This is a genomic window from uncultured Pseudomonas sp. (genome assembly GCF_913774235.1).
Classification (GTDB): domain Bacteria; phylum Pseudomonadota; class Gammaproteobacteria; order Pseudomonadales; family Pseudomonadaceae; genus Chryseomonas.
Map to the genome: position 1 here is coordinate 188171 of NZ_CAJYDW010000019.1, position 19700 is coordinate 207870.

16 protein-coding genes are annotated in these 19700 nt (G+C 67.0%); 10 read left to right on the plus strand and 6 right to left on the minus strand.

All coding sequences use genetic code 11. From position 1 onward, the window contains the following. Positions 1 to 70: 70 nt before the first annotated feature. Genes QZ471_RS21440 through QZ471_RS21455 form a run of 4 tightly spaced genes read left to right on the plus strand, consistent with a single transcriptional unit; the run spans position 71 to position 4338 of the window. Positions 71 to 1585: an ABC transporter ATP-binding protein gene (locus tag QZ471_RS21440; protein ID WP_295467638.1), complete on the plus strand. Its 1515-nt coding sequence runs from the start codon at positions 71 to 73 to the stop codon at positions 1583 to 1585. Further along, the gene (locus QZ471_RS21445; protein ID WP_295467640.1) at positions 1578 to 2705 is read left to right on the plus strand and encodes an ABC transporter permease; all 1128 of its coding nucleotides are present in this window, start codon (positions 1578 to 1580) and stop codon (positions 2703 to 2705) included. The genes QZ471_RS21440 and QZ471_RS21445 overlap by 8 nt, the downstream gene beginning before the upstream one ends. Beyond that, positions 2702 to 3628 carry an ABC transporter permease gene (locus QZ471_RS21450; RefSeq protein ID WP_295467642.1) on the plus strand — a complete coding sequence of 309 codons (927 nt, stop codon included), beginning with the start codon at positions 2702 to 2704 and terminating at the stop codon, positions 3626 to 3628. The genes QZ471_RS21445 and QZ471_RS21450 overlap by 4 nt, the downstream gene beginning before the upstream one ends. Then, positions 3625 to 4338: an isochorismatase family cysteine hydrolase gene (locus QZ471_RS21455; protein ID WP_295467644.1), complete on the plus strand. Its 714-nt coding sequence runs from the start codon at positions 3625 to 3627 to the stop codon at positions 4336 to 4338. The genes QZ471_RS21450 and QZ471_RS21455 overlap by 4 nt, the downstream gene beginning before the upstream one ends. Here QZ471_RS21455 and QZ471_RS21460 read toward each other — a convergent pair. The 3 genes from QZ471_RS21460 to QZ471_RS21470 form a co-directional block, all read right to left on the minus strand. Next, positions 4313 to 5992: a hypothetical protein gene (locus tag QZ471_RS21460; protein ID WP_295467646.1), complete on the minus strand. Its 1680-nt coding sequence runs from the start codon at positions 5990 to 5992 to the stop codon at positions 4313 to 4315. The genes QZ471_RS21455 and QZ471_RS21460 overlap by 26 nt on opposite strands. Positions 5993 to 6922: 930 nt before the next feature. After that, positions 6923 to 7729 carry a histidinol-phosphatase gene (gene hisN, locus QZ471_RS21465; protein ID WP_295467648.1) on the minus strand — a complete coding sequence of 269 codons (807 nt, stop codon included), beginning with the start codon at positions 7727 to 7729 and terminating at the stop codon, positions 6923 to 6925. A 2-nt stretch (positions 7730 to 7731) separates the two neighbouring features. Beyond that, on the minus strand, positions 7732 to 8682 hold the full coding sequence (locus QZ471_RS21470) for an adenosine deaminase (RefSeq protein ID WP_295467650.1): 951 nt from the start codon (positions 8680 to 8682) through the stop codon (positions 7732 to 7734). 228 nt (positions 8683 to 8910) lie between these two features. On the opposite strand from QZ471_RS21470, the gene QZ471_RS21475 reads away from it, so the two are divergent. From QZ471_RS21475 to QZ471_RS21485, 3 genes are all read left to right on the plus strand, one after another. Further along, a complete protein-coding gene (locus QZ471_RS21475) occupies positions 8911 to 10011 on the plus strand; it encodes an acyltransferase (protein WP_295467652.1) in 1101 nt (366 codons plus the stop codon). Between the two features lie 116 nt (positions 10012 to 10127). Further along, positions 10128 to 11234 (plus strand): calcium:proton antiporter, encoded by a 1107-nt coding sequence (locus QZ471_RS21480; RefSeq protein ID WP_295467654.1) that lies wholly within the window; start codon positions 10128 to 10130, stop codon positions 11232 to 11234. A 9-nt stretch (positions 11235 to 11243) separates the two neighbouring features. Continuing rightward, complete coding sequence (locus QZ471_RS21485) at positions 11244 to 11807, plus strand: DedA family protein (protein ID WP_295467655.1); 564 nt, start codon at positions 11244 to 11246, stop codon at positions 11805 to 11807. A gap of 1059 nt (positions 11808 to 12866) precedes the next feature. On the opposite strand, the gene QZ471_RS21490 is transcribed toward QZ471_RS21485, so the two are convergent. Next, on the minus strand, positions 12867 to 13886 hold the full coding sequence (locus QZ471_RS21490; protein WP_295467657.1) for a branched-chain amino acid aminotransferase: 1020 nt from the start codon (positions 13884 to 13886) through the stop codon (positions 12867 to 12869). A gap of 245 nt (positions 13887 to 14131) precedes the next feature. On the opposite strand from QZ471_RS21490, the gene QZ471_RS21495 reads away from it, so the two are divergent. Further along, positions 14132 to 14623: a hypothetical protein gene (locus QZ471_RS21495; protein WP_193756433.1), complete on the plus strand. Its 492-nt coding sequence runs from the start codon at positions 14132 to 14134 to the stop codon at positions 14621 to 14623. 6 nt (positions 14624 to 14629) lie between these two features. Here the strand turns inward: QZ471_RS21495 and QZ471_RS21500 are convergent, their stop codons facing one another. After that, the gene (locus tag QZ471_RS21500) at positions 14630 to 15673 is read right to left on the minus strand and encodes a zinc-dependent alcohol dehydrogenase family protein (RefSeq protein ID WP_295467660.1); all 1044 of its coding nucleotides are present in this window, start codon (positions 15671 to 15673) and stop codon (positions 14630 to 14632) included. A 132-nt stretch (positions 15674 to 15805) separates the two neighbouring features. Here QZ471_RS21500 and QZ471_RS21505 point away from each other — a divergent pair, with 132 nt between their 5' ends. Beyond that, positions 15806 to 16282 (plus strand): Lrp/AsnC family transcriptional regulator, encoded by a 477-nt coding sequence (locus QZ471_RS21505; RefSeq protein ID WP_295467662.1) that lies wholly within the window; start codon positions 15806 to 15808, stop codon positions 16280 to 16282. On the opposite strand, the gene QZ471_RS21510 is transcribed toward QZ471_RS21505, so the two are convergent. Beyond that, positions 16279 to 16956, minus strand: coding sequence for a 3'-5' exonuclease (locus tag QZ471_RS21510; RefSeq protein WP_295467664.1), 678 nt, complete (start codon positions 16954 to 16956; stop codon positions 16279 to 16281). The genes QZ471_RS21505 and QZ471_RS21510 overlap by 4 nt on opposite strands. A gap of 210 nt (positions 16957 to 17166) precedes the next feature. Between QZ471_RS21510 and QZ471_RS21515 the strand changes: the two genes are divergently transcribed. Further along, a complete protein-coding gene (locus QZ471_RS21515) occupies positions 17167 to 19500 on the plus strand; it encodes a DNA polymerase II (RefSeq protein WP_295468301.1) in 2334 nt (777 codons plus the stop codon). Positions 19501 to 19700 lie beyond the last annotated feature (200 nt).

The following is a 19700-nucleotide window of genomic DNA, read 5'->3' on the forward strand; positions in this document are numbered from 1 at the left end:
TCTCATGCGTAGGGTGGAAAACCGCGCCGCGTTTTCCACGAAAGCGATGCCTGGACAGAGGGCGACCCTCATGAAAAGACATAACGCCCTGCAACTGCGTGGCGTCGGCAAGACCTTCGATGGTTTCCAGGCGCTGCAGCAGGCGGATTTCCTGGTGCGCTGGGGCGAGGTGCATGCGCTGCTCGGCGAGAACGGCGCGGGCAAGTCGACGCTGATGAACATCGCCGCCGGTCTCTATGCACCGGAGACCGGCGAGTTGCTGATGGACGACAACCCTGTACGGCTGCGCGGCCCGGCGGACGCCGCTCGCTTGCGCATCGGCATGGTCCACCAGCACTTCAAGCTGGTCCGGCCCTTCAGCGTCGCCGAGAACGTGCTGCTCGGCCTGCCGGCGGGGGCGGGCAGTCATCGAAGACGCCTGGCCGAGATCAGCGAGCGCATCCGTGAGCAAGCCGCCGCCCTGGGTTTCGCCATCCGCCCCGAGCAGCGGGTGGCGGAGCTGTCCATCGCCGAGCAGCAGCGGGTGGAGATCCTCAAGGTGCTGCTGGCCGGGGCGCGCATCCTCATTCTCGACGAACCCACCGCGGTGCTCACCGATGGCGAGGGCGAGCGGCTGCTGCAGACCCTGCGCGCCCTGGCCGCGGAAGGCGCGGCGGTGGTACTGGTGACCCATCGCATGCAGGACGCCCTGACCTATGCCGACCGCCTCACGGTGATGCGCGGCGGCCGCACCCTGCGCAGCCTGGACCCCGCCGAGGTGTCGGTGGACGAATTGGTGCGCCTCACCGTGGGCGACGCCCAGCCGCTGGCCGATACCCCGCGCAGCACGGCCGGGGCGCCGCTGCTGACGGTACGTGGCCTGCGGACCCCGGAACGCGGCGGCCGGCGGGCCCTGGACGGCATCGATCTGCAATTGCACGCCGGCGAGATCTACGGCATCGCCGGCGTCGGCGGCAACGGCCAGGGCGAGCTGGCCGATGTCTTGATGGGCCTGCCGCAACCCTATGAAGGCGAGGTGCGGCTGGAAGGCTTCGGCGATCTGGCCGCCACCACCAGCGCCGGGCGCCGCGACTTGCGTATCGCCGCCATTCCCGCCGACCGCTATGGCAGTGCCCTGGCCGGGTCCCTGTCGGTGGCCGACAACTTCGCCATCGGTGCGGTGCACAGCGGTCGCTTCGGTGGCTTCGCCCGCCTGGATAGAGGCGCCCAGGAGGCGGCGACCCAGACGGCGGTGGCGCAATTCGATGTCCAGGGCGTGCGCTCGGTGCGGCAGAAGGCGGCGCTGCTGTCGGGCGGCAACGCCCAGAAGCTGGTGATCGCCCGGGAATTCGGCCGCGAGCCGCGGCTGGTGCTGGCCCACAGCCCCAGCCGGGGCCTGGACGTGCGCGCCGGCGCCGAGGTGCAGGCGCGGCTGCTGGCCGCCCGCGAGGCCGGCGCCGCGGTGTTGTTGATCAGCGAAGACCTGGACGAGGTACTGGTCCTCGCCGACCGCATCGGGGTGATGAGCGCCGGGCGCCTCGTCGCCGAATTCCAGCGACCCGCCGATCGCCAGGCGATCGGCCATGCCATGGTGAATCATGCTTGAACCCTTGAATCCGCCGCTGGTGCAGAGTTCGGTCGTGCGACCGCGGCAACCGCTGTTCAGTCGTCGCTACACCCTGGAGATCCGTCAGCAACTGGCCTGGCCCTGGCAGGCCCTGATCCTCGGCCTGGCGCTCTTGCTGGGCCTGGGTCTGTCGGCCGCCATCCTGGTGCTGGCTGGGGTGCCCGCCGGCGAGCTGCTCAACGAATTCGTGGTCGCCACCCTGTTCGATGCCCAGAGCCTACAGGCCACCCTGTTCCAGGCCGCGCCGGTGATCCTGGTGGGGCTGGCCGGTTGCCTGGCCTTTCGCGCGCGCTTCTGGAACCTGGGCCTGGAAGGCCAGATGATCTGGGGCGCCATCGGCGCCACGGCGGTGTCGCTGTTCGAGATCGGCCCGGAGGCCCTGCGCCTGCCGCTGATGCTGGTCGCGGCGCTGCTCGGCGGGCTGCTCTGGGCGCTGGCGCCCTTGCTGCTCAAGCTGCGCCTGGGGGTGAACGAGATCATCGCCTCGCTGATGCTCAACTACATCGCTGCCAACTTTCTGCTGCACCTGGTGTTCGGCCCCTGGAAGGACCCGCGCGACGCCTTTCCCTATTCGCCGCTGTTCCGCCCCTTCGAGCGGCTGCCGGAATTGCTGCCCGGGTTGAGCCTGGCGGTGCCCCTGGCGTTGCTGGTAGCGGTGCTGGCTTGGTGGTTCGTGGCCCTGAGTCGCGCCGGGCTGTACCTGAGATTCGTCGACGCCAATCCGCGGGTGGCGGGCGCCGTGGGCGTGCCGGTGCGCGCCACCATCCTCGCCACGGTGCTGGCCTCCGGTGCCCTGGCCGGGCTGGCCGGCTTCGTGGTGGCAGCGGGGCAGGAGGGGCGGCTGACCCAGTCCTTCTACCAGGGCTACGGCTTCTCCGGCATCCTCATCGCCTTCCTGGCGCGCAACAACCCGCTGGCCGCGGCGGTGGTGGCCTTCCTGGTGGCGACCCTGTTCGTCGCCGGGCGCAATCTGCAGGTGTTCTACCAGATCCCCTTCGCCATGGTGCAGCTGATCCAGGCGCTGATCGTCATCTGCGTGGCCTCTTCGGACTTCTTCATCCGCCATCGGCTCAGACGCAGCCAGGGAGGTGCCGCTTGAACCTGCTCGCCAGCTGGCTGGGTAACGTACCCGACTTCGCCGTGCCCTACGCCCTGGCGGCGCTGGGGCTGATCCTCACCGAGCGATCCGGGGTGCTGGCCCTGCATGCCGAGGGGCTGATGCTGGTCGGCGCCCTGTTCGGCATAGGGGCGCAACTGGCGCTGGGCAATGCCGGCCTGGCGCTGCTGGCGGCCATGGGCGCGGCGGCGCTGGTCTCGCTGCTGTTCGCGGTCATGGTGATCTGGCTGCGCATCAACCAGGTGATCGCCGGCCTGACCCTGGTGTTCTTCTGCCAGGGCCTCACCGGCCTGCTCGGCACCCTCTGGGGCTGGACCAACCAGCCGGTGGCCGGCCTGCCAGCGCTGGCACTCTGGCCACTCTCCGATTTGCCGCTGGTGGGTCGGCTGTTCCAGCAGAACCTGCTGGTCTACCTGACCCCGCTGATCTTCCTCGCCGTCATCGCCTGGCTCGAACGCACCACCCCCGGCCTGCGCCTGCGGGCGGTGGGCGAGAATCCCCAGGCGGCCGATGCGGCGGGGCTCTCGGTGGCGGGCTATCGGCTGCTGGCGATCCTGGCCGGCGCGGCCCTGGTGGGTCTCGCCGGGGGCTACATCGCCGTGCTCAGCACCAAGCTGTGGATCGCCGAGATGACCGGCGGTCGCGGCTGGATCGCCGTGGCCCTGGTGATCTTCGCGCGCTGGTCGCCCTGGCGCGCCCTGGCCGGGGCGCTGCTGTTCGGCTGCATCGAGGCGCTGATTCCGCAACTGGCCGCCGCCGGGGTGCGGCTGTCGCAATACTTCATCCTGATGGCGCCCTATGCCGTCACCCTCGGCGTGATGATCTGGGTCGCCCTGGCCGGGCGTGACCGCCTGAGCCAACCCGGCGCCCTGGGCGAAGCCTTTGTCCGTGAGGAGCGCCGATGAGCCTGCGTGCTTTCGTCTACGAGGAACCCCGGCTGCTGGCGCGGGCGGACTTCGCCGATTACCTGGACCTGGCCACCACCGCGGTGCTGTCCATCGACCTGCACCGCGGCCACCTGGACGCCACGCCGGATTGCCCCTGCCCGGCGCCCCGCGCCCGTGACCTGGTGGCGCCGGTGGATGCCTTCCACCGCCAGGCGCGGGCCCTGGGCGTGCGCATCGTCCACGTGAAGTCGGTGCTGCGCACCAATGGCGCCGATGACCTGGGCGGCATTCCCGCGGCCTGGCGGCGGACCTTTCCGCTGCACGTCGGGCCGATTCCCAATGCCGACGCCCATGCCCTGGAAGGCTCGCCCTGGACCGAGCTGCTCACCGAGGTGCTGCCCGAAGACCTGCGGGTGGAAAACAAGCGGCGGCTGTCGGCCTTCTATCCCACCGACCTCGATTTTCTGCTGCGCAACCAGCGCATCACCACCGTGGTGCTGGACGGTGGCTTCACCGACTGCTGCGTACTCAACACCGCCTTCGACGCCAGCAACCGCACCTACCGGGTGATCGTCTTGCGCGACTTGGTGCGGGGGACCGACGAAGGTCTGGAGCGGGCGGCGTTGAGCATGGTCTCTCTGCACCTGGGACTGGTGATGGAATCCCAGGATCTGCTCGCGGCCTGGGGCGAGGACGGTGCCGTCAGGGCAGCGTCGTCATCCGGCTAAAGGCGCGGAAACGCTCCTTGAGATTGCCGGGCCGGGCGCCCTGCCAGAGCAGGTGCCAGCCCGGCGGCACCGCCACCGGTTCGTGCCACTCGTCCTGCACCACCAGCACCTGGCAGGGCACCTGGCGCAGGCTGACCTGTTCCTGCGGGGGATAACCGCTGTAGACGTGCAGCATGGAGCGCTCCGACTCGCCCAGGCCGTAACTGGCCACGCAGTCCGCCGCCGGGAGTACCCGCTGCAACTCGGTGAAAGGCCGCGCGTAGCTGTTGCCCAGGTCGACCCAGGGCAGCCACAGGGTATTGGCCAGGGTCCAGCTGAGGGTCAGGCCGACGAACCAGGTGCTGGCAGCGCCCAACTGTGCACGCAGCCCGAGCGCTACGCCCCAGCCGACCAGGGCCAGCAGGCCGACCGCCCAGGCCAGGGGGCTCAGTGACAGGCGTTCCGCGATCGGCAGGTGATCGCGCACCAGATGCGGCCAGGGCAAGGCCCAGCCCAGGGCCAGACCGATACCGCCCAGGGCCAGCAGGGCAATGACAGGGGTCCAGAACGCGTAGCTGGCGTCACGGCCGAGGCGGGCGATGGCCGGTGGTGGCTCCAGCCGCGCTGCCAGCAGCGCCAGGGCAGGAAACAGCGGCAGCAGATAGAGGCTGCGGAAGACCGCCGACTTGAGCAGCACCCCCAGGCAGACGAAGGCGTAAAGCACCACCGTGGCCAATCCCGGATGCCGGCCCAGCCGCCTCAGGGGGCTGCCGCCGCGGCGATACAGCTGCCAGAGCGTGGCGCCGAGCAGGACCAGTCCGGTGGGAAAGGACAGCGCCGCCAGGTCCGCCAGGCTGGAAAGCAGGCCGTCGGTATCGCTGTTGCGTGCCTCCAGGCCGAAGAAGCGGCCGATGTTGTTGGTCCATAGCCAGGTATGGAACAGCTCCGGTGCCTGGCGCCAGAGCAGCGCCGGCCAGATCAGCAGCCAGGGCAGGGCGGCGAGAATGGCCGCGAGCAGCCAGCGACGAGTGGCCGGCTCGACCAGGCGCTGTGGCCAGCAGAGCGCGCAGAGTCCTCCGGTGAGACCCAGCACCCCCGGTACCAGCAGGCCCTTGCTCATGAAGGCGATACCCAGGCCGCTGCCGAACAGCAGCCCGCGCTGCCAAGGGTTTTCGCCATCGTGGAGATAGGCGGCGAGGCCGGCCAAGCCCAGGGTGGCGCCGGCCAGCTGGGGCACGTCGGCAATCAACAGATGGCTGTGCTGCACCACGCCGAGCATGCCCAGCAGGGCGAGCAATGCCTGGCGGGCACGCCCGGGCAGCAGCTGTTGGGTCAGCCAGGCCAGGGCCGCCAGGGTCACCAGCATCCAGCCCAGCACCGCCAGCCGCGCGCCGTCCGGCTCACCGAGCCAGGGCGAGAACAGCGAGGCGGTGAGGGCGCCGCTCCAGTACATCAGCGGCGGCTTTTCCATGAAGGGCGCATCGCCCACCCGGGGGATCAGCCAGTCCGGGGTGGTGAGGAAATTCCACACCATACCGAAGGAGTAGGGCTCGTCGGCCTTCCACAACCCACGGCCGAACAGCCCGGCGAGCAGGTAGGCGGCCAGGCAGCAGAGCAGCAGCGTCCGCTCCAGTTGTGCGGCTCTTGGGGCGGCAGGGGAAGAAGAGGGGAGCACGGCAGGGACTCTTGGCAGAATCCTGCCGGTATACGGGATTTGGCTTAGAGGGGGCTTAAGGATGTGACGGGGGGATGACGGGTATGGGCAGGGGGCAATCGCGGCCATGGGCCGCTCCTACAGATCCGATCAACCTGTAGGAGCGGCCCATGGCCGCGATTGCTTTTGGTGTCTTGGCTGGTTATCGAGGTCTGTTGAGGCTTTTTGTTTCGCCCACCCGGGCGAGTCACTTTTGCCAATCGCGGCAAAAGTAACCAAAAACGCTTGCCCCGGACATCCGGCCCTGCGCTGCGCTCCGGGTCCGCTCACGCCAGCGCCGTTCCGGGGTCGGTCCAGATGGGCCGTCCATGGCCCACTGGACCTCTCGCCGCATCCCTGCGGCTCGACCCACTCCACGGCACTGGCGTTCGCCCTCCTGAACGGGGCGATTTCGCCAGCCTGAAAATTTTGGTTGAGGAGCCCGTAGCGTGGACAACGCCGGAGCCTTGTCCACTGATGGTGTGGGTGCCTACCAGTGAAAAACGCTGCGCGGTTTTCCACGCTATGAATCACTATGCCGCCTATTTAAATACCGAATTCTCAGGCTGGCGCCCCGTCCCCGTCAGTGAGGCCGAGTGTAGGTGTCGCGGAGGGGGATGCGAGGCAGGACGCCGAGCAAGGCGCGAGGGGCAGGAGGCCCCTTCGTGCCGTGCCCTCGGAGAGGCACCGGAGCGAGGGGACCCGGAGCGAAGCGTAGGGCCGAACTGTTGGGGTGTGCTTTCTTTTGCTTACTTTTCTTTGCACAAGCAAAGAAAAGTGAGTCGCCGGCAAGGCGAAACAAGAGGTGTCAGCAGAACTCAGTAAGCAGCTGGGCATTTGTAAAGCCAAGATTGCAGCTCCGTAATGTTGGGCTTCGCTTACGCTCAACCCAACCTACGAAAGCAGGCGTCCCTACGCCAGATGCTTCAACCGCTCCACCAACAGCTCATGCAACTTCGGATCACCACAGGCCAGGATGGCCCCGCCCTGCTGGGCGTCACCGCCATCCCAGGCGGTCATGCGCCCGCCGGCGCCTTCGATGATGGGGATCAGCGCCTGAACGTCGTAGGGCTGCAGGCCCGCCTCGATGATCACGTCGACGAAGCCCGAGGCCAGCATGCAGTAGGCGTAGCAATCGCCGCCGAAACGGGCCAGCTGCACCTCGGCGGCCACGGCGTCGAAGGCGGCCAGGCGTTCGGGAGTGTCGAAGATGTCGCGGCTGGTGCACATCAGCCGCGCCTGGGCCAGGCTGGCGCAGGGGCGGGTGCGCAGGGCGGCGCCGTTGCGCCAGGCGCCGGCCGGGGTACCCAGGTAGCGTTCGCCGGTGAAGGGCTGGTTCATCACCCCGATCACCGGGCGGTTGCCGTCGTTGAGCGCCACCAGGGTGCCCCACAGCGGCAGGCCGGTGATGAAGGCGCGGGTGCCGTCGATGGGGTCCAGCACCCAGGTCAGGGGGCTGCTACCGGCAACGTTTTCCTCTTCTTCACCGAGGATGCCGTGGTCCGGATGGGCGTCCTGGATGAGTTCGCGCATGGCGCGTTCGGCGGCCTTGTCGGCCACGGTGACCGGGTCGTAGCGGCGACCGGCGACGGCGGCGTCGCCCTTGTCGTCCACTGCCAGCTGGGCACGGAAGTAGGGCTGGATAGCCACGGCGGCGGCGTCGGCCAGGCGCTCGGCGAAGCGTTCGTAGTAGGAAATCTCGGCAGCGGTCAGGCTCATGCTCATTTCACCAGGCGTGCATCGAGGCTGTTCTGCGCCAGGCGCCGGGCCTGCTCCTGGGTCATGCCCAGGCCTTCGTGCAGGGCTATGAAGTTCTCGGTGACGTAGCCGCCGAAGTAGGCCGGGTCGTCCGAGTTGACCGTGACCTTGAGGCCGCGATCGAGCATCTTGAGGATGGTGTGCTGGCTCATGTCGTCGAACACGCAGAGCTTGGTGTTGGACAGCGGGCAGACGGTGAGCGGGATCTGCTGGTCGATCAGGCGGGCCATCAGGCGCTCGTCCTCGAAGGCGCGCACGCCATGGTCGATCCGCACCACGCCGAGCTGGTCCAGGGCCTCCCAGATGTATTCTGGCGGACCTTCCTCGCCGGCGTGGGCCACGGCCGGAAAACCCTCGGCGCGGGCGCGGGCGAAGACGCGCTTGAACTTGCTCGGCGGATGGCCCTGCTCGGAGCTGTCCAGGCCGACGGCGATGAAATGGTCACGGAACGGCAGCGCCTGGTCCAGGGTGGCCTGGGCGGCGTCTTCGGAGAGATGGCGCAGGAAGCTCAGGATCAGCCCGCTGGTCACGCCCAGTTGCTTTTCCCCGTCGGCCAGCGCCTGGGTGATGCCGCGCACCACCACCTCGAAGGGAATGCCGCGGTCGGTGTGGGTCTGGGGATCGAAGAAGGGCTCAGTGTGGATGACGTTCTGTTCCTTGCACTTCTGCAGATAGGCCCAGGTCAGGTCGTAGAAGTCCTGCTCGGTGCGCAGCACGTCGGCGCCAGCGTAGTAGAGGTCGAGGAATTCCTGCAGGTTGCCGAAGTTGTAGGCGGCACGCAGGGCTTCGACGTCCTGCCAGGGCAGGGTGACGCCATGGCGCTCGGCCAGCTTGAACAGCAGCTCGGGCTCCAGGGTGCCTTCCAGGTGCAGGTGCAGTTCGGCCTTGGGCAGGGCATTGAGCCAGTCGTACATGGAAACCTCGGGATAGCTTGAATCAAGAAAAGATGGACGATTGTCGCACGCTTTGCCCGGTTTTCCGCAGCCCTCCGGGTTCCCCCTGACCGATGTACGGTGGTCCTGGTCGCCAGAAATTCCCAGCATTCCACGCTTTGGGCCAGCAAAAGGCCATAACGCCCGCAGCGGGTCCGAATCTGACTAGAATCGGGAAGCATGGCTCCAAACACCAGGCGTGAGGTATCCGTGCAGACCGTTCAGGATCATGTTGGCGGCAAGAACAACAATCTCAATCTGATTCGCATGCTCGCGGCGCTCGCCGTGGTCTTCAGCCACAGCTTCGCCATCTCCAGCGGCACCCCTACGGCAGAGCCCGGCCGCGAGAGCCTCGGCATGACCCTCGGCGACATCGCGGTCGACATCTTCTTCATCACCAGCGGATTTCTGGTCACCAAGAGCCTGCTCAGCCGCGCCGACATCATCGATTTCGTCTGGGGTCGCGCCCTGCGCGTGGTGCCGGGCCTGCTGGTGATGCTGGTGCTGACCGTGCTGGGCCTCGGTGCCTGGCTGACCCGGGCGCCGCTGCAGGATTATCTGAGCGATGGCGAGACCTGGCTCTACCTGCTGAAGAACACCGGCCTGATCGCCGGCGCCGAGTTCGACCTGCCCGGCCTGTTCGAGGGTAATCCCTTGCAGACCATCGTCAATGGCTCGCTGTGGACGTTGCCGTTCGAGGTGGGCATGTACGGCGCCCTGGCGCTGCTGTGGTTGTTCGTCCTCTGGCTGCGGCTCGACAGCCGGCACTTCCAGCGCGCCATCCTGCTGTTCGCCGCGGGCGCGGCGCTGTTCAAGCTGTTCGCCTACTACTTCTTCGCCAGCGAATCGCACCTGTTGCGGCTGTTCCAGATGTTCTTCCTCGGCGGCGCCTTCTATGTGCTGCGCGCCTACATCCCGCTGTCACGCGCGGCCTTCGTCGCCGCCGTGGCGCTGCTGGTGGTGGCCACCCCCGACCGTGACAGCTTCTTCCTGGTCTACAACCTGGTCCTGGGCTATGTGCTGCTCTATCTCGCCTTCGTCCCGGCCGGACGCATCCGCGCCTTCAACGAGGTGGGCGACTATTCCTACGGACTCTACATCTACTCCTTCCCGGTGCAGCAGACCCTGGCGGCGGTGATCCCCGGCATCGAGGCCTGGACCATGGTGCTGCTCTCCATCGGTATCACCCTGCCGCTGGCGGTGGTGTCCTGGTACCTGGTGGAGCGCCATGCGCTGGGCTATCGCCAGGCCTGCGCGACGGGCACCAAGGCGGTGTGGAAGCGCCTGGCACCGGGGCTGCGGCTGCACTGAGGGGCATGAAGAGGCCGCCGCTGCAGGTGGGACGCGGCGGTTTGGCGCGGATGCGAGCGTTTTGCCGTCTACGGCGGTCGTAACAAGGCATTGCTCATTCAAGGACGCCTTTCTCCATGCTCGCCGCCCTCAAAGACGAAACCCTGCTGCTGGTCGCCATCGGCGCCACGGTGCTGGCCTATGTGTTCGAACACGCGCTGCTCGGCGGCGGCCAGACTCTGGCCCTGGTCGCCGCCGGTGGCCTGATCGCCGCCATTATCTGCGCCGCCATGCGCGTGGCCCACCACGCCGAATTGCTGGCGGAAAAGGTCGGCGACCCCTACGGCACCATGATCCTGACCCTCTCCGCCGTGCTGGTGGAGGTGATCATCCTGGCGATCATGATGAGCCACGACCACTCGCCGACCCTGGCCCGCGACACCATCTACGCCGCGGTGATGCTGGACATGAACGGCATCATCGGCCTGGCCGCGCTGCTCGGTGGCCTCAAGCACGGCGAGCAGCCCTACAACGACGATTCCAGCCGCAGCTACGGCGTGATGATCATGACCGCGGTGAGCATCTCCATGCTGGTTCCCGAGTTCATCCCCTCGGCCCAGTGGCACGTCTATTCCTTCTTCACCATCGGCGCCATGGCACTGCTCTATGCCCTGTTCCTGCGCATGCAGACCGGCCCGCACAGCTACTTCTTCAGCTACAGCTATCCCGAGAAGAAGCGCAAACGTCCGGCCGTCGAAGGGCAGGGCGAGACGGCTGGTCATGGCGAGAGCAGCGCGGCGCTGTCCATCGGCCTGCTGATCGTCGGCATCGTCGCCACCGGCGCCCTGGCCGAGGTGATGTCCAAGTCCCTGGACACCGGCCTGGAAGGCCTGGCCGTCCCCGCCCTGGTGCCGGCGTTGGTGGTGGCGGTGATCTCCGCCAGCCCCGAGATCCTCACGGCGCTGCGTGCGGCCATGGCCAACCGCATGCAGTCGGTGATCAACATCGCCCTGGGCGCCAGTCTGTCCACCGTCATCCTCACCGTGCCGGTGGTGGAAGCCATCGCCCTGTTCAATGGCCAGCCGATCCAGATGGCGATGACGCCGGTGCAAACGGTGATGATGGCCGTGACCCTGATCGTCGCCGCCATCAACCTCAACGATGGCGAGACCAATGCCATCGAGGGCATGACCCACTTCGTGCTGTTCGGTACCTTCATCATGCTGACCATTCTCGGTCTCTAAGGACGCGCCATGATCGACAGCGAGGTCATCAGCAACTACGGCTACGGCGCCGCCGTCCTGGGTGCCCTGATCGAGGGCGATGGCGTCGCCATCCTGGCCGGCATCGCCGCGCGCCATGGCTACCTGCTGTTTCCGCTCACGGCGGTTTGCGTAGCCCTGGGCGGCTTCATCGGTGACCAGACGCTGTTCTTCCTCGGCCGCCGCTATGGCGATGGCATCCTGCGCCGCTTCAAACGCCAGCAGGCGCGCATCGACTGGCTACGCAGCCGCATCCATCGCCACGAGGCGCTGTGGATCATCGGCATCCGCTTTGCCTACGGCTTCCGCCTGATCGGCCCGCTGCTGATCGGCGCCAGCGGCGTACGACCGCGGCGCTTCCTATTCTACAACGTCATCGGGGCGTTGCTCTGGGGCTTCGTGATGACTGGCATCGGCTATGCGGTGGGGGAGATCCTGCGGGATTTCTTCGCCGAGCATCACGTGTCGAAGCGCTGGCTGATCGCGGCGGCGATCTGCGTGGCGGTGCTGTTTGTCGCCGCGCACCTGGTGTTGCGGCGGCGGGAGGAGGTGTAGGGGGAGGGTTGCTGCTTAGGTTGGGTTGAGTGCAAGCGAAGCCAAAGGCTTTTGGGGTTTGAGTTGTTGTACTGGCTGATTATCGCGGTTTGCTGATGGTTTCTGTTTCGCCCACCCGGGCGAGTCACTTTTTTCAAACGCCAAAAAAGTAACCAAAAACGCTTGTCCCCACGTTTCGGCCCTCCGCTGCGCTCCGGGTGCCCTCGTCCCGGCGCCGTGGCGGGGGCACGGCACGAAGGGGCCTCCTGCCCCTCGCGCCTTGCTCGGCGTCCTGCCTCGCAACCCCCGCCACGACACCGGAACTCGGCCTCACTGACGGGGACGGGGCGCCAGCCTGAGGCTTGGGTGTTCGTGGAGCTGTAGCGTGGAAAACCGCGCAGTGTTTTCCACGGGCAGTCCCTCAATCATCGAAACCCAGGAACCTTAAGGCACTGCCTTTATCGCGGCCATGGGCCGCTCCTACAGAAGCCGGATACCCCGTAGGAGCGGCCCATGGCCGCGATTTCAGCTGCGTCAGGTCGTGGTGGCGTTTTACACCGGTGAGCACTCAGCCATCAGTGGACAAGGCTTTGCCGTTGTCCACGCTACGGGTTCTTCAACCAAAACTTTCCGGCTAGCGAATCGCCCCGTTCAGAAGGGCGAACGCCAGGGTCGTGGAGTGGGTCGAGCCGCATGGATGCGGCGAGAGGTCCAGTGGGCCATGGACGGCCCATCTGGACCGACCCCGGAACGGCGCTGGCGTGAGCGAGACGTAGCGTAGCGGAGTAACAGCCGCAGGCTGGCCCGAAGGGCGAGCAACGCGAGTCACCCGGAGCGCAGCGTAGGGCAGGATGGTGGGGCAAGCGTTTTTGCTTACTTTTTTCCGGGGCGCGCAGCCGCGACTGAAAAAAGTGACTCGCCCGGGTGGGCGAAACAAGAAGTACCAACGAAGCTCGATAAATAGCTAGGGCACCAATATGAGAGTTAACCCTGGCAACGTTGGGCTTCGCCGCGCTCAACGCCAGCCCCCAACGAAAAAGGCGCCCCAAGGCGCCTTCTCCAAACCAATCAAACCCCGACTCAGACCTTAACGATCCAGCCTTCCGGAGCAGGCTTGTCGCCGGTCTGGATGCCGGTCAGTTCCTCGTACAGCTTGCGCGTCACTGGGCCGACGTCGGTCAGGCTGTGGAAGACGTGTAGCTTCTCGCCGTACTGGATGCCGCCGATGGGGGTGATGACCGCCGCGGTGCCGCAGGCGCCGGCTTCGACGAACTGGTCGAGCTGGTCGATGAAGACATCGCCCTCTACCACCTCCAGGTTCAGGCGGTCGCGGGCCAGTTCCATCAGCGACATTCGAGTTACGCCCGGCAGCACCGATTCGGAGCGCGGGGTGATGAACTTGCCGTCGCCGGTGATGGCGAAGAAGTTGGCCGAGCCGACTTCTTCGATCTTGCGATGGGTCAGCGGGTCCAGGTAGATGCAGTCGGCGAAGCCTTCGGCCTTGGCCTGGGCGCCGGGCATCAGGCTGGCGGCGTAGTTGCCGCCGACCTTGGCGGCACCGGTGCCCTGGGGCGCGGCGCGGTCGTAGCTGGAAATGACGAAGTTGTGCGGGGTCATGCCGCCCTTGAAGTAGGCGCCGACCGGGATGCCGAACACCACGAAGTGGAATTCGGGGGCGGTGCGCACGCCGATGTTGTCACCCACACCGATGACGAAGGGACGCAGGTAGAAGGCGCCGCCGCTGCCATAGGGCGGAATCCAGGCGTCGTTGGCCTTGACCACCTGCTGGCAGGCGTCGATGAACAGCTCGGTGGGCACCGGCGGCATCAGCAGGCGGGCGCAGCTCTTGTGCATGCGCGCGGCGTTGCGGTCGGGACGGAACAGATTGACCGAGCCGTCCTCGCAGCGATAGGCCTTGAGGCCTTCGAAGCACTGCTGGCCGTAGTGGATGGCCGTGGAGCCTTCGCTGATGTGCAGTTGGTTGTCGCGAGTCAGCTCGCCGGGTTGCCAGCTGCCGTTGCGATAGGTGGCGATGAAGCGGAAGTCGGTCTTGATGTAGTCGAAACCGAGGGTCTTCCAATCGATATCCGCAGCGCTCATAGATCCTCGCAGTGCTCTCCGGCGCCTCGGCCGGTCGTTTCAGGGGGAGTGGCCGTACGCCTCGCCGGCGACGGTTCAAGGGGTGGACGGGAGCGAACTCGTCCTCAGACTGTGAAAGATACCGCTTATCCAGACCGGCGGGGGCACCTTTCAGCCAATCGGGTCTCCAAAGGGTGACGCTGGCCCTTTGCCGCCTCTGCCTGCTGCCTCAGGCTAGGCGCTCCGGTCGCGACCAGGAGCTCGTTTTGAAAACAACGATGGCGTTGCTGGGTGCCCTCACCCTGCCAACGCTGCCGGCGCAGGCCGCCGGCATCTTCACCGATGCCTTCGATACGGCGCTCAATCGCCGAGTCATCGAGTGGCGTGGCGCGCCCTCGCCCGAAGGCATCGTCTTCAGCGTGATCGCCAGTCAGTTCAAGACCAGTGCCGGCCACGCCACCACCGATTTCCGCACCCAGCTCTCCACCTTCGGCGACAGGGTGCGCTTCCATGGCTGCAGCGCCAGTCGCTGGGAAATGAACGGGCAACTCTACCTGCCGCTCAAGGGTCAGTACCGCATGGCCGGGCTGGACGAGCGTTACGGTGAGTACTTCGTCGCTCAGCCCACCCGCCAGGACCTGGAGTGGGTGGCCATGAACACCCGTGTTCACTATCGCCTCTGCCGCCTGCGCGAGACCCTGTCCGCCGAGGATCTGCAGGGCTTGCGCTGGGTACTGCAAGCGGCCGAGGCCGATTAGTGTGGCCTAGCTGAAATCGGTGATCACCGTGACCCCGGTACCCTGGAAGCTATCCATCTGCATCAGCGCCGCGATGGAATCGGCAAGGCTGATTTCCCGGCCAATCAGTTTGTCCGGTGCCAGGGTGCCCTGGCGCAGCATGGCCATCAGCACATCGTAGCGATGGGCCTGCATGCCGTGGCTGCCGAGGATCTCCAGTTCATGGGCGATCACTCGATCCATCGGCAGCGCGGGCGTCGCCTGGTCACCCAGTAACAGGCCCACCTGGACGTGCTTGCCACGTTTGCGCAGGCTGGTAATGGAATTGCAGCAGGTGGTGGGATGACCCAGGGCGTCGAGGGAGACGTGGGCGCCGCCCCCGGTGATCTCCCGCACCGCCTCGGGCACGCTGGTCACCTGGGTGGCATCGAGGGTGGCCACGGCGCCCAGGCGGCGGGCCAGCTCAAGTTTGTCCGCGGCGATGTCGATGGCTACCACCTGGGCGCCCAGGCTGCTGGCGATCATGATGGCCGAGAGTCCGACGCCGCCGCAGCCATGCACCGCCACCCACTGGCCCGCGCTGACCTTGCCCTGGTCGACCACGGCGCGAAAGGAGGTGACGAAGCGGCAGCCCAGGCTCGCCGCAGTGGCGAAGCCCAGCGTCTCGGGCAAAGCGACCAGGTTGAGGTCGGCCTGATGGATGCCGACGTACTGGGCGAAGGAACCCCAGTGGGTGAAGCCCGGCTGGAACTGGTGATCGCAGACCTGCTGGTGGCCGGCATGGCACTGGGGGCAGGCGCCGCAGCCGCCGACGAAGGGTACCGTCACCCGGTCGCCGACCTGCCAGCGGGTCACGTCCTTGCCAACCGCCTCGACGATTCCGGCCAGTTCGTGACCGGGCACATGGGGCAGTTCGATATCGGGATCGTGGCCGACCCAGCCGTGCCAGTCGCTGCGGCAGACGCCGGTCGCCATGACCTTGAGCACCACGCCGTGGGGCTCGGGGGTGGGGTCTGCCACCGTGGTCAGGCGTGGCGGCGCGGAAAAGGCTTCGTAGACGACGGCTTTCATGGGGCGACCTCGAGCGGGAGAATTCCTCCAGTATGGCGGGGCGGCCTGAATTAGCCTGTCTGAATGCCTTCTTGGAAGCCAGTAAGGTGAAATATCCTTTCGTCCACACGCTAGTTATGGAAGGGGCTTTCAATGGGGAAGTTTGATCGTCTCGACGCCGCCATCGTCGAGCGCCTGCAGCGTGATGGCCGGCTGTCCAATGCGCGCCTGGCCGAACAGCTGTCAATGAGTGAAGCCTCCTGCTGGCGCCGGCAGAAGCGGCTGGAAGAGGCGGGCGTCATCGAGGGCTACCAGGCGGTGGTCAATCGGCGGCGCCTGGGAATCGGGGTGATGGCCTTCGTGCAGATCGGGTGCACCCAGCACAGTGAAGAGGTGACGGCGCAATTCGAGGCCATCATCGGCGCTTCGAGCAATGTACTGGCCTGCTACAACGTCACCGGCGAGGCGGACTTCCTATTGCACGTGGTGGCCCGCGACCTGGACGACTACAGCCGTTTCGTCGAGCAGGTGCTGCGCAAGCTGCCGGGCGTGTTCAACATCCGCTCCAACCTCTGCCTGCGTGAGCTGAAAAGCGAGCGGCGCCTGCCGGTGGACTATCTGGTCGACTAGCCCGCCAGCGCCCGCACGGCCTGCCAGGTGGCCGGTGACTCGCCGGCCAGGGCCTGGACCAGGGCGGCCTTGAGGCGGCAGTCGGGCAGGGCGCGATGGGTTTCCTGGACCGGGATGCCCTGTTGGCGGGCGGCCATGGCCAGGGCCTTGCGGCGCCAGCCGTCCTGGTTGCGGCTATCCAGACTCGGCTCCTGCCAGAACTGGGCATAGAGCTGCATCAGGCAATGCAGGCGAGTGCCGTCCACCAGCTGCACCGGTGGCGTCTCGCGCTCCAGTTCCGGCGGCAGCGCCAGGCCGTGCAGGTGGGCGTTGTAGCCCAGCAGGCGGTAATCGAAAGGCATGCCGTAGGCCAGCACGGTGCGGCCCTGCAGCAGCGGCCAGAGTCGGGCGAACACCTCGGGGAAGCGGGGTGCCTGAGCCAGATCGGCATCGGTCAGGCCGTGGATCAGGGTCGCCTCGCGCGGCACGGCGATGGTGGGGCGGACCAGGGTATCGAGCAACACCCGGCCACCGAGGGTCATCACCGCCACCTCGATAAGCTGCGCCTCCTCGCCCAGGCCGGTCGCCTCGGTATCCAGTACCAGCACGTCCTGTTCCAACCAGCGGCGGGCCTGCTCGCGGACGAGCCCTTGCTGGGCGTTGTAGCGGGGAACGGACGACGACAACGAATTCATGACACTGCCTGAAACGGTAATCAAGGAGGCGCCCAGTAACCGAACGAGTCGGCTCTACGACGGGTGTGGGCATTCGATGCAAGATCATCGCCATAGGACACAGAGCTTTTGGTCGGCGCGACGAGTGGACCATTGGGCGTGCCGGGGTCGCCCCGCCCGGCCAGCCTTGCGAGAATGGCGCCCCGAGCGAATGAGAGGAGCGCGATGGCCGTGGCCGCCGCCCAGGGTTTTCTGCTGACACGCCTCTGGCGCGAGACTCCAACCGGAACGGAATTGGTGTTCTGGTTCGCCACCGACGCAGGGCCGCGGCAGCTGCGGATACCGGCCCAACAGGCGGTAGCCTTCGCCCCCGCGGAGCGACGAGCGGACATCGAACGTCTGCTACCGGCCGGGGTGGAGCTGCGCGAGTTGGCGTTGCAGGACTTCCACCGGCGCCCCGTCCTGGGGCTCTATGCGCCGCGTCATCGCACCCTGCGTGACCTGGAGCAGCGGCTCACGGCGGCGGGCATCGAGGTCTACGAGGCCGACATCGCCCCGGCTGATCGCTTCCTCATGGAGCGTTTCATCACTGCGCCGGTCCAGCTGCCGGACGGCGAGTCCGCGCCGCTGCGGCCCGCGCCCGACTACCGTCCGCAGCTGCGTACCCTGTCGCTGGACATCGAGACCAGCGAGCGCGGCGAGCTCTACAGCATCGGCCTGCACGGCTGCGGCCAGCGCCAGGTGTACATGCTCGGCCCGCCTACCGGGGAAGAGGCGGCGGTGGACTTCGACCTGGAATACGTCGCCGACCGCGCCACCTTGCTGGAACGCCTCAACGCCTGGCTGGCGCGCCATGATCCCGACGTCATCATCGGTTGGAGCGTGCTGCAGTTCGACATCCGCGTGCTCCACGAGCATGCCCGCAAGCTGGGTGTGACCTTGCACCTGGGCCGGGGGACGCCCGAGGACGATCGCTACGAAGCCGGCGGTCAGGGGCGGCCGTTCTCCGCTCTGCTGGCCGGGCGGCCGATCATCGATGGGGTGGAGGCGCTCAAGTCGGCGACCTGGGTGTTTCCCTCCTACAGCCTGGAGAACGTCTCGCGCAGCCTGCTGGGCGACGGCAAGGCCATCGACAATCCCCACGACCGCATGGCCTCCATCAACCGGATGTTCGCCAGCGAGAAGAGTGCCCTGGCGCGCTACAACCTGGTGGACTGCGAACTGGTCACGCGCATCTTCGCCAAGACCGAGTTGCTGCGTTTCCTCCTGGAGCGGGCCAGCGTGACCGGCCTGCCGCTGGAGCGCCATGGCGCCTCCATCGCCGCCTTCTACCACCTCTATCTTCCATTGATGCACCGCCAGGGCTTCGTTGCACCCAACCTCGGCGCCCAGCCGCCCGAGGCCAGTCCCGGCGGCTTCGTCATGGATTCCCGGCCGGGGCTCTACGATTCGGTGCTGGTGCTGGACTACAAGAGCCTCTATCCCTCGCTGATCCGCACCTTTCTCATCGACCCGGTGGGGCTGGTGGAGGGCCTGGCGCTGCCCGAGGCCGAGACGGTTCCCGGCTTTCGCGGCGCCCGTTTCCATCGCACCCGGCATTGCCTGCCGGAGATGGTGGCGCGGGTCTGGGAGGGGCGTGACGCCGCCAAGCGCGCCGGCAACGCACCCCTGGCCCAGGCGCTGAAGATCATCATGAACAGCTTCTACGGGGTGCTGGGCACGCCGCACTGCCGCTTCTTCGATCATCGCCTGGCCTCGTCCATCACCCTGCGCGGCCATGCGGTGATGCACCGTACCCGCGAATTGATCGAGGCGCGCGGCCACCAGGTGATCTATGGCGACACCGACTCCACCTTCGTCTGGCTCGGCCACGCCCATGAGGAAGCCGACGCCGAGCGCATCGGCCGCGAGCTGGTGGCGGCGGTCAACGCCCACTGGCGTGATCACCTGCAGGCCGAGCTGGGGCTGGAAAGCCACCTTGAGCTGCAATACGAGACCCACTTCGCCCGTTTTCTCATGCCCACCATCCGCGGCGCGGAGGAAGGCAGCAAGAAGAGATACGCCGGGCTCCGGCCCGGCGCGGACGGCCAGCCGGAACTGGTGTTCAAGGGCCTGGAGACGGTGCGCAGCGACTGGTCGCCCCTGGCCCAGCGCTTCCAGCGCGAACTGTACCTGCGTGTCTTCACCGGTGCGCCCCATGCCGACTATGTACGGGACTTCGTCGCCCGTACCCGCGCGGGTGAGTTCGACGACCTGCTGGTCTATCGCAAGCGCCTGCGTCGGCCGCTGGAGGAATACCAGAGCAACCTCTCGCCCCAGGTGCGCGCCGCGCGGCTGGTGGAAGCGGAAAACGCTCGCCTCGGCCGCCGCAGCCAGTTCCGCCGCGGCGGCTGGATCAGCTACCTGATCACCACCGCTGGCGCCGAACCGGTCGAGCTACCCCATGCGCCACCGGACTACGACCACTACATGGAGCGCCAGCTGGCGCCGGTGGCCGATGCCATCTTGCCCTTCGTCGGTGATCGCTTCGACCGGCTGCTGGATCGGCAACTGGGGTTGTTTTGATGGGAGAGGCGGTCCGGTGCAGGTGGGCGGGTCTCGCGTGGGGTCTATCGCGGCCATGCCGGTGCGCCGTAGCGACCGCTCCTACAGCCTGTAGGAGCAACTGTCTTATCGCGGCCATGGGCCGCTCCTACGGTAGCTTCCGTGCCTGTAGGAGCGGCCCATGGCCGCGATAAGCCAAGGAGTGCGGAGCGGCCGCATCG

Bases quoted from the DNA above. Each gene is read 5' to 3' on its own strand.
- QZ471_RS21440 (WP_295467638.1), top strand. From the start codon at position 71: ATGAAAAGACATAACGCCCTGCAACTGCGTGGCGTCGGCAAGACCTTC.
- QZ471_RS21445 (WP_295467640.1), top strand. From the start codon at position 1,578: ATGCTTGAACCCTTGAATCCGCCGCTGGTGCAGAGTTCGGTCGTGCGA.
- QZ471_RS21455 (WP_295467644.1), top strand. From the start codon at position 3,625: ATGAGCCTGCGTGCTTTCGTCTACGAGGAACCCCGGCTGCTGGCGCGG.
- hisN (WP_295467648.1), bottom strand. From the start codon at position 7,729: ATGAGCCTGACCGCTGCCGAGATTTCCTACTACGAACGCTTCGCCGAG.
- QZ471_RS21470 (WP_295467650.1), bottom strand. From the start codon at position 8,682: ATGTACGACTGGCTCAATGCCCTGCCCAAGGCCGAACTGCACCTGCAC.
- QZ471_RS21480 (WP_295467654.1), top strand. From the start codon at position 10,128: ATGCTCGCCGCCCTCAAAGACGAAACCCTGCTGCTGGTCGCCATCGGC.
- QZ471_RS21485 (WP_295467655.1), top strand. From the start codon at position 11,244: ATGATCGACAGCGAGGTCATCAGCAACTACGGCTACGGCGCCGCCGTC.
- QZ471_RS21490 (WP_295467657.1), bottom strand. From the start codon at position 13,886: ATGAGCGCTGCGGATATCGATTGGAAGACCCTCGGTTTCGACTACATC.
- QZ471_RS21500 (WP_295467660.1), bottom strand. From the start codon at position 15,673: ATGAAAGCCGTCGTCTACGAAGCCTTTTCCGCGCCGCCACGCCTGACC.
- QZ471_RS21505 (WP_295467662.1), top strand. From the start codon at position 15,806: ATGGGGAAGTTTGATCGTCTCGACGCCGCCATCGTCGAGCGCCTGCAG.
- QZ471_RS21510 (WP_295467664.1), bottom strand. From the start codon at position 16,956: ATGAATTCGTTGTCGTCGTCCGTTCCCCGCTACAACGCCCAGCAAGGG.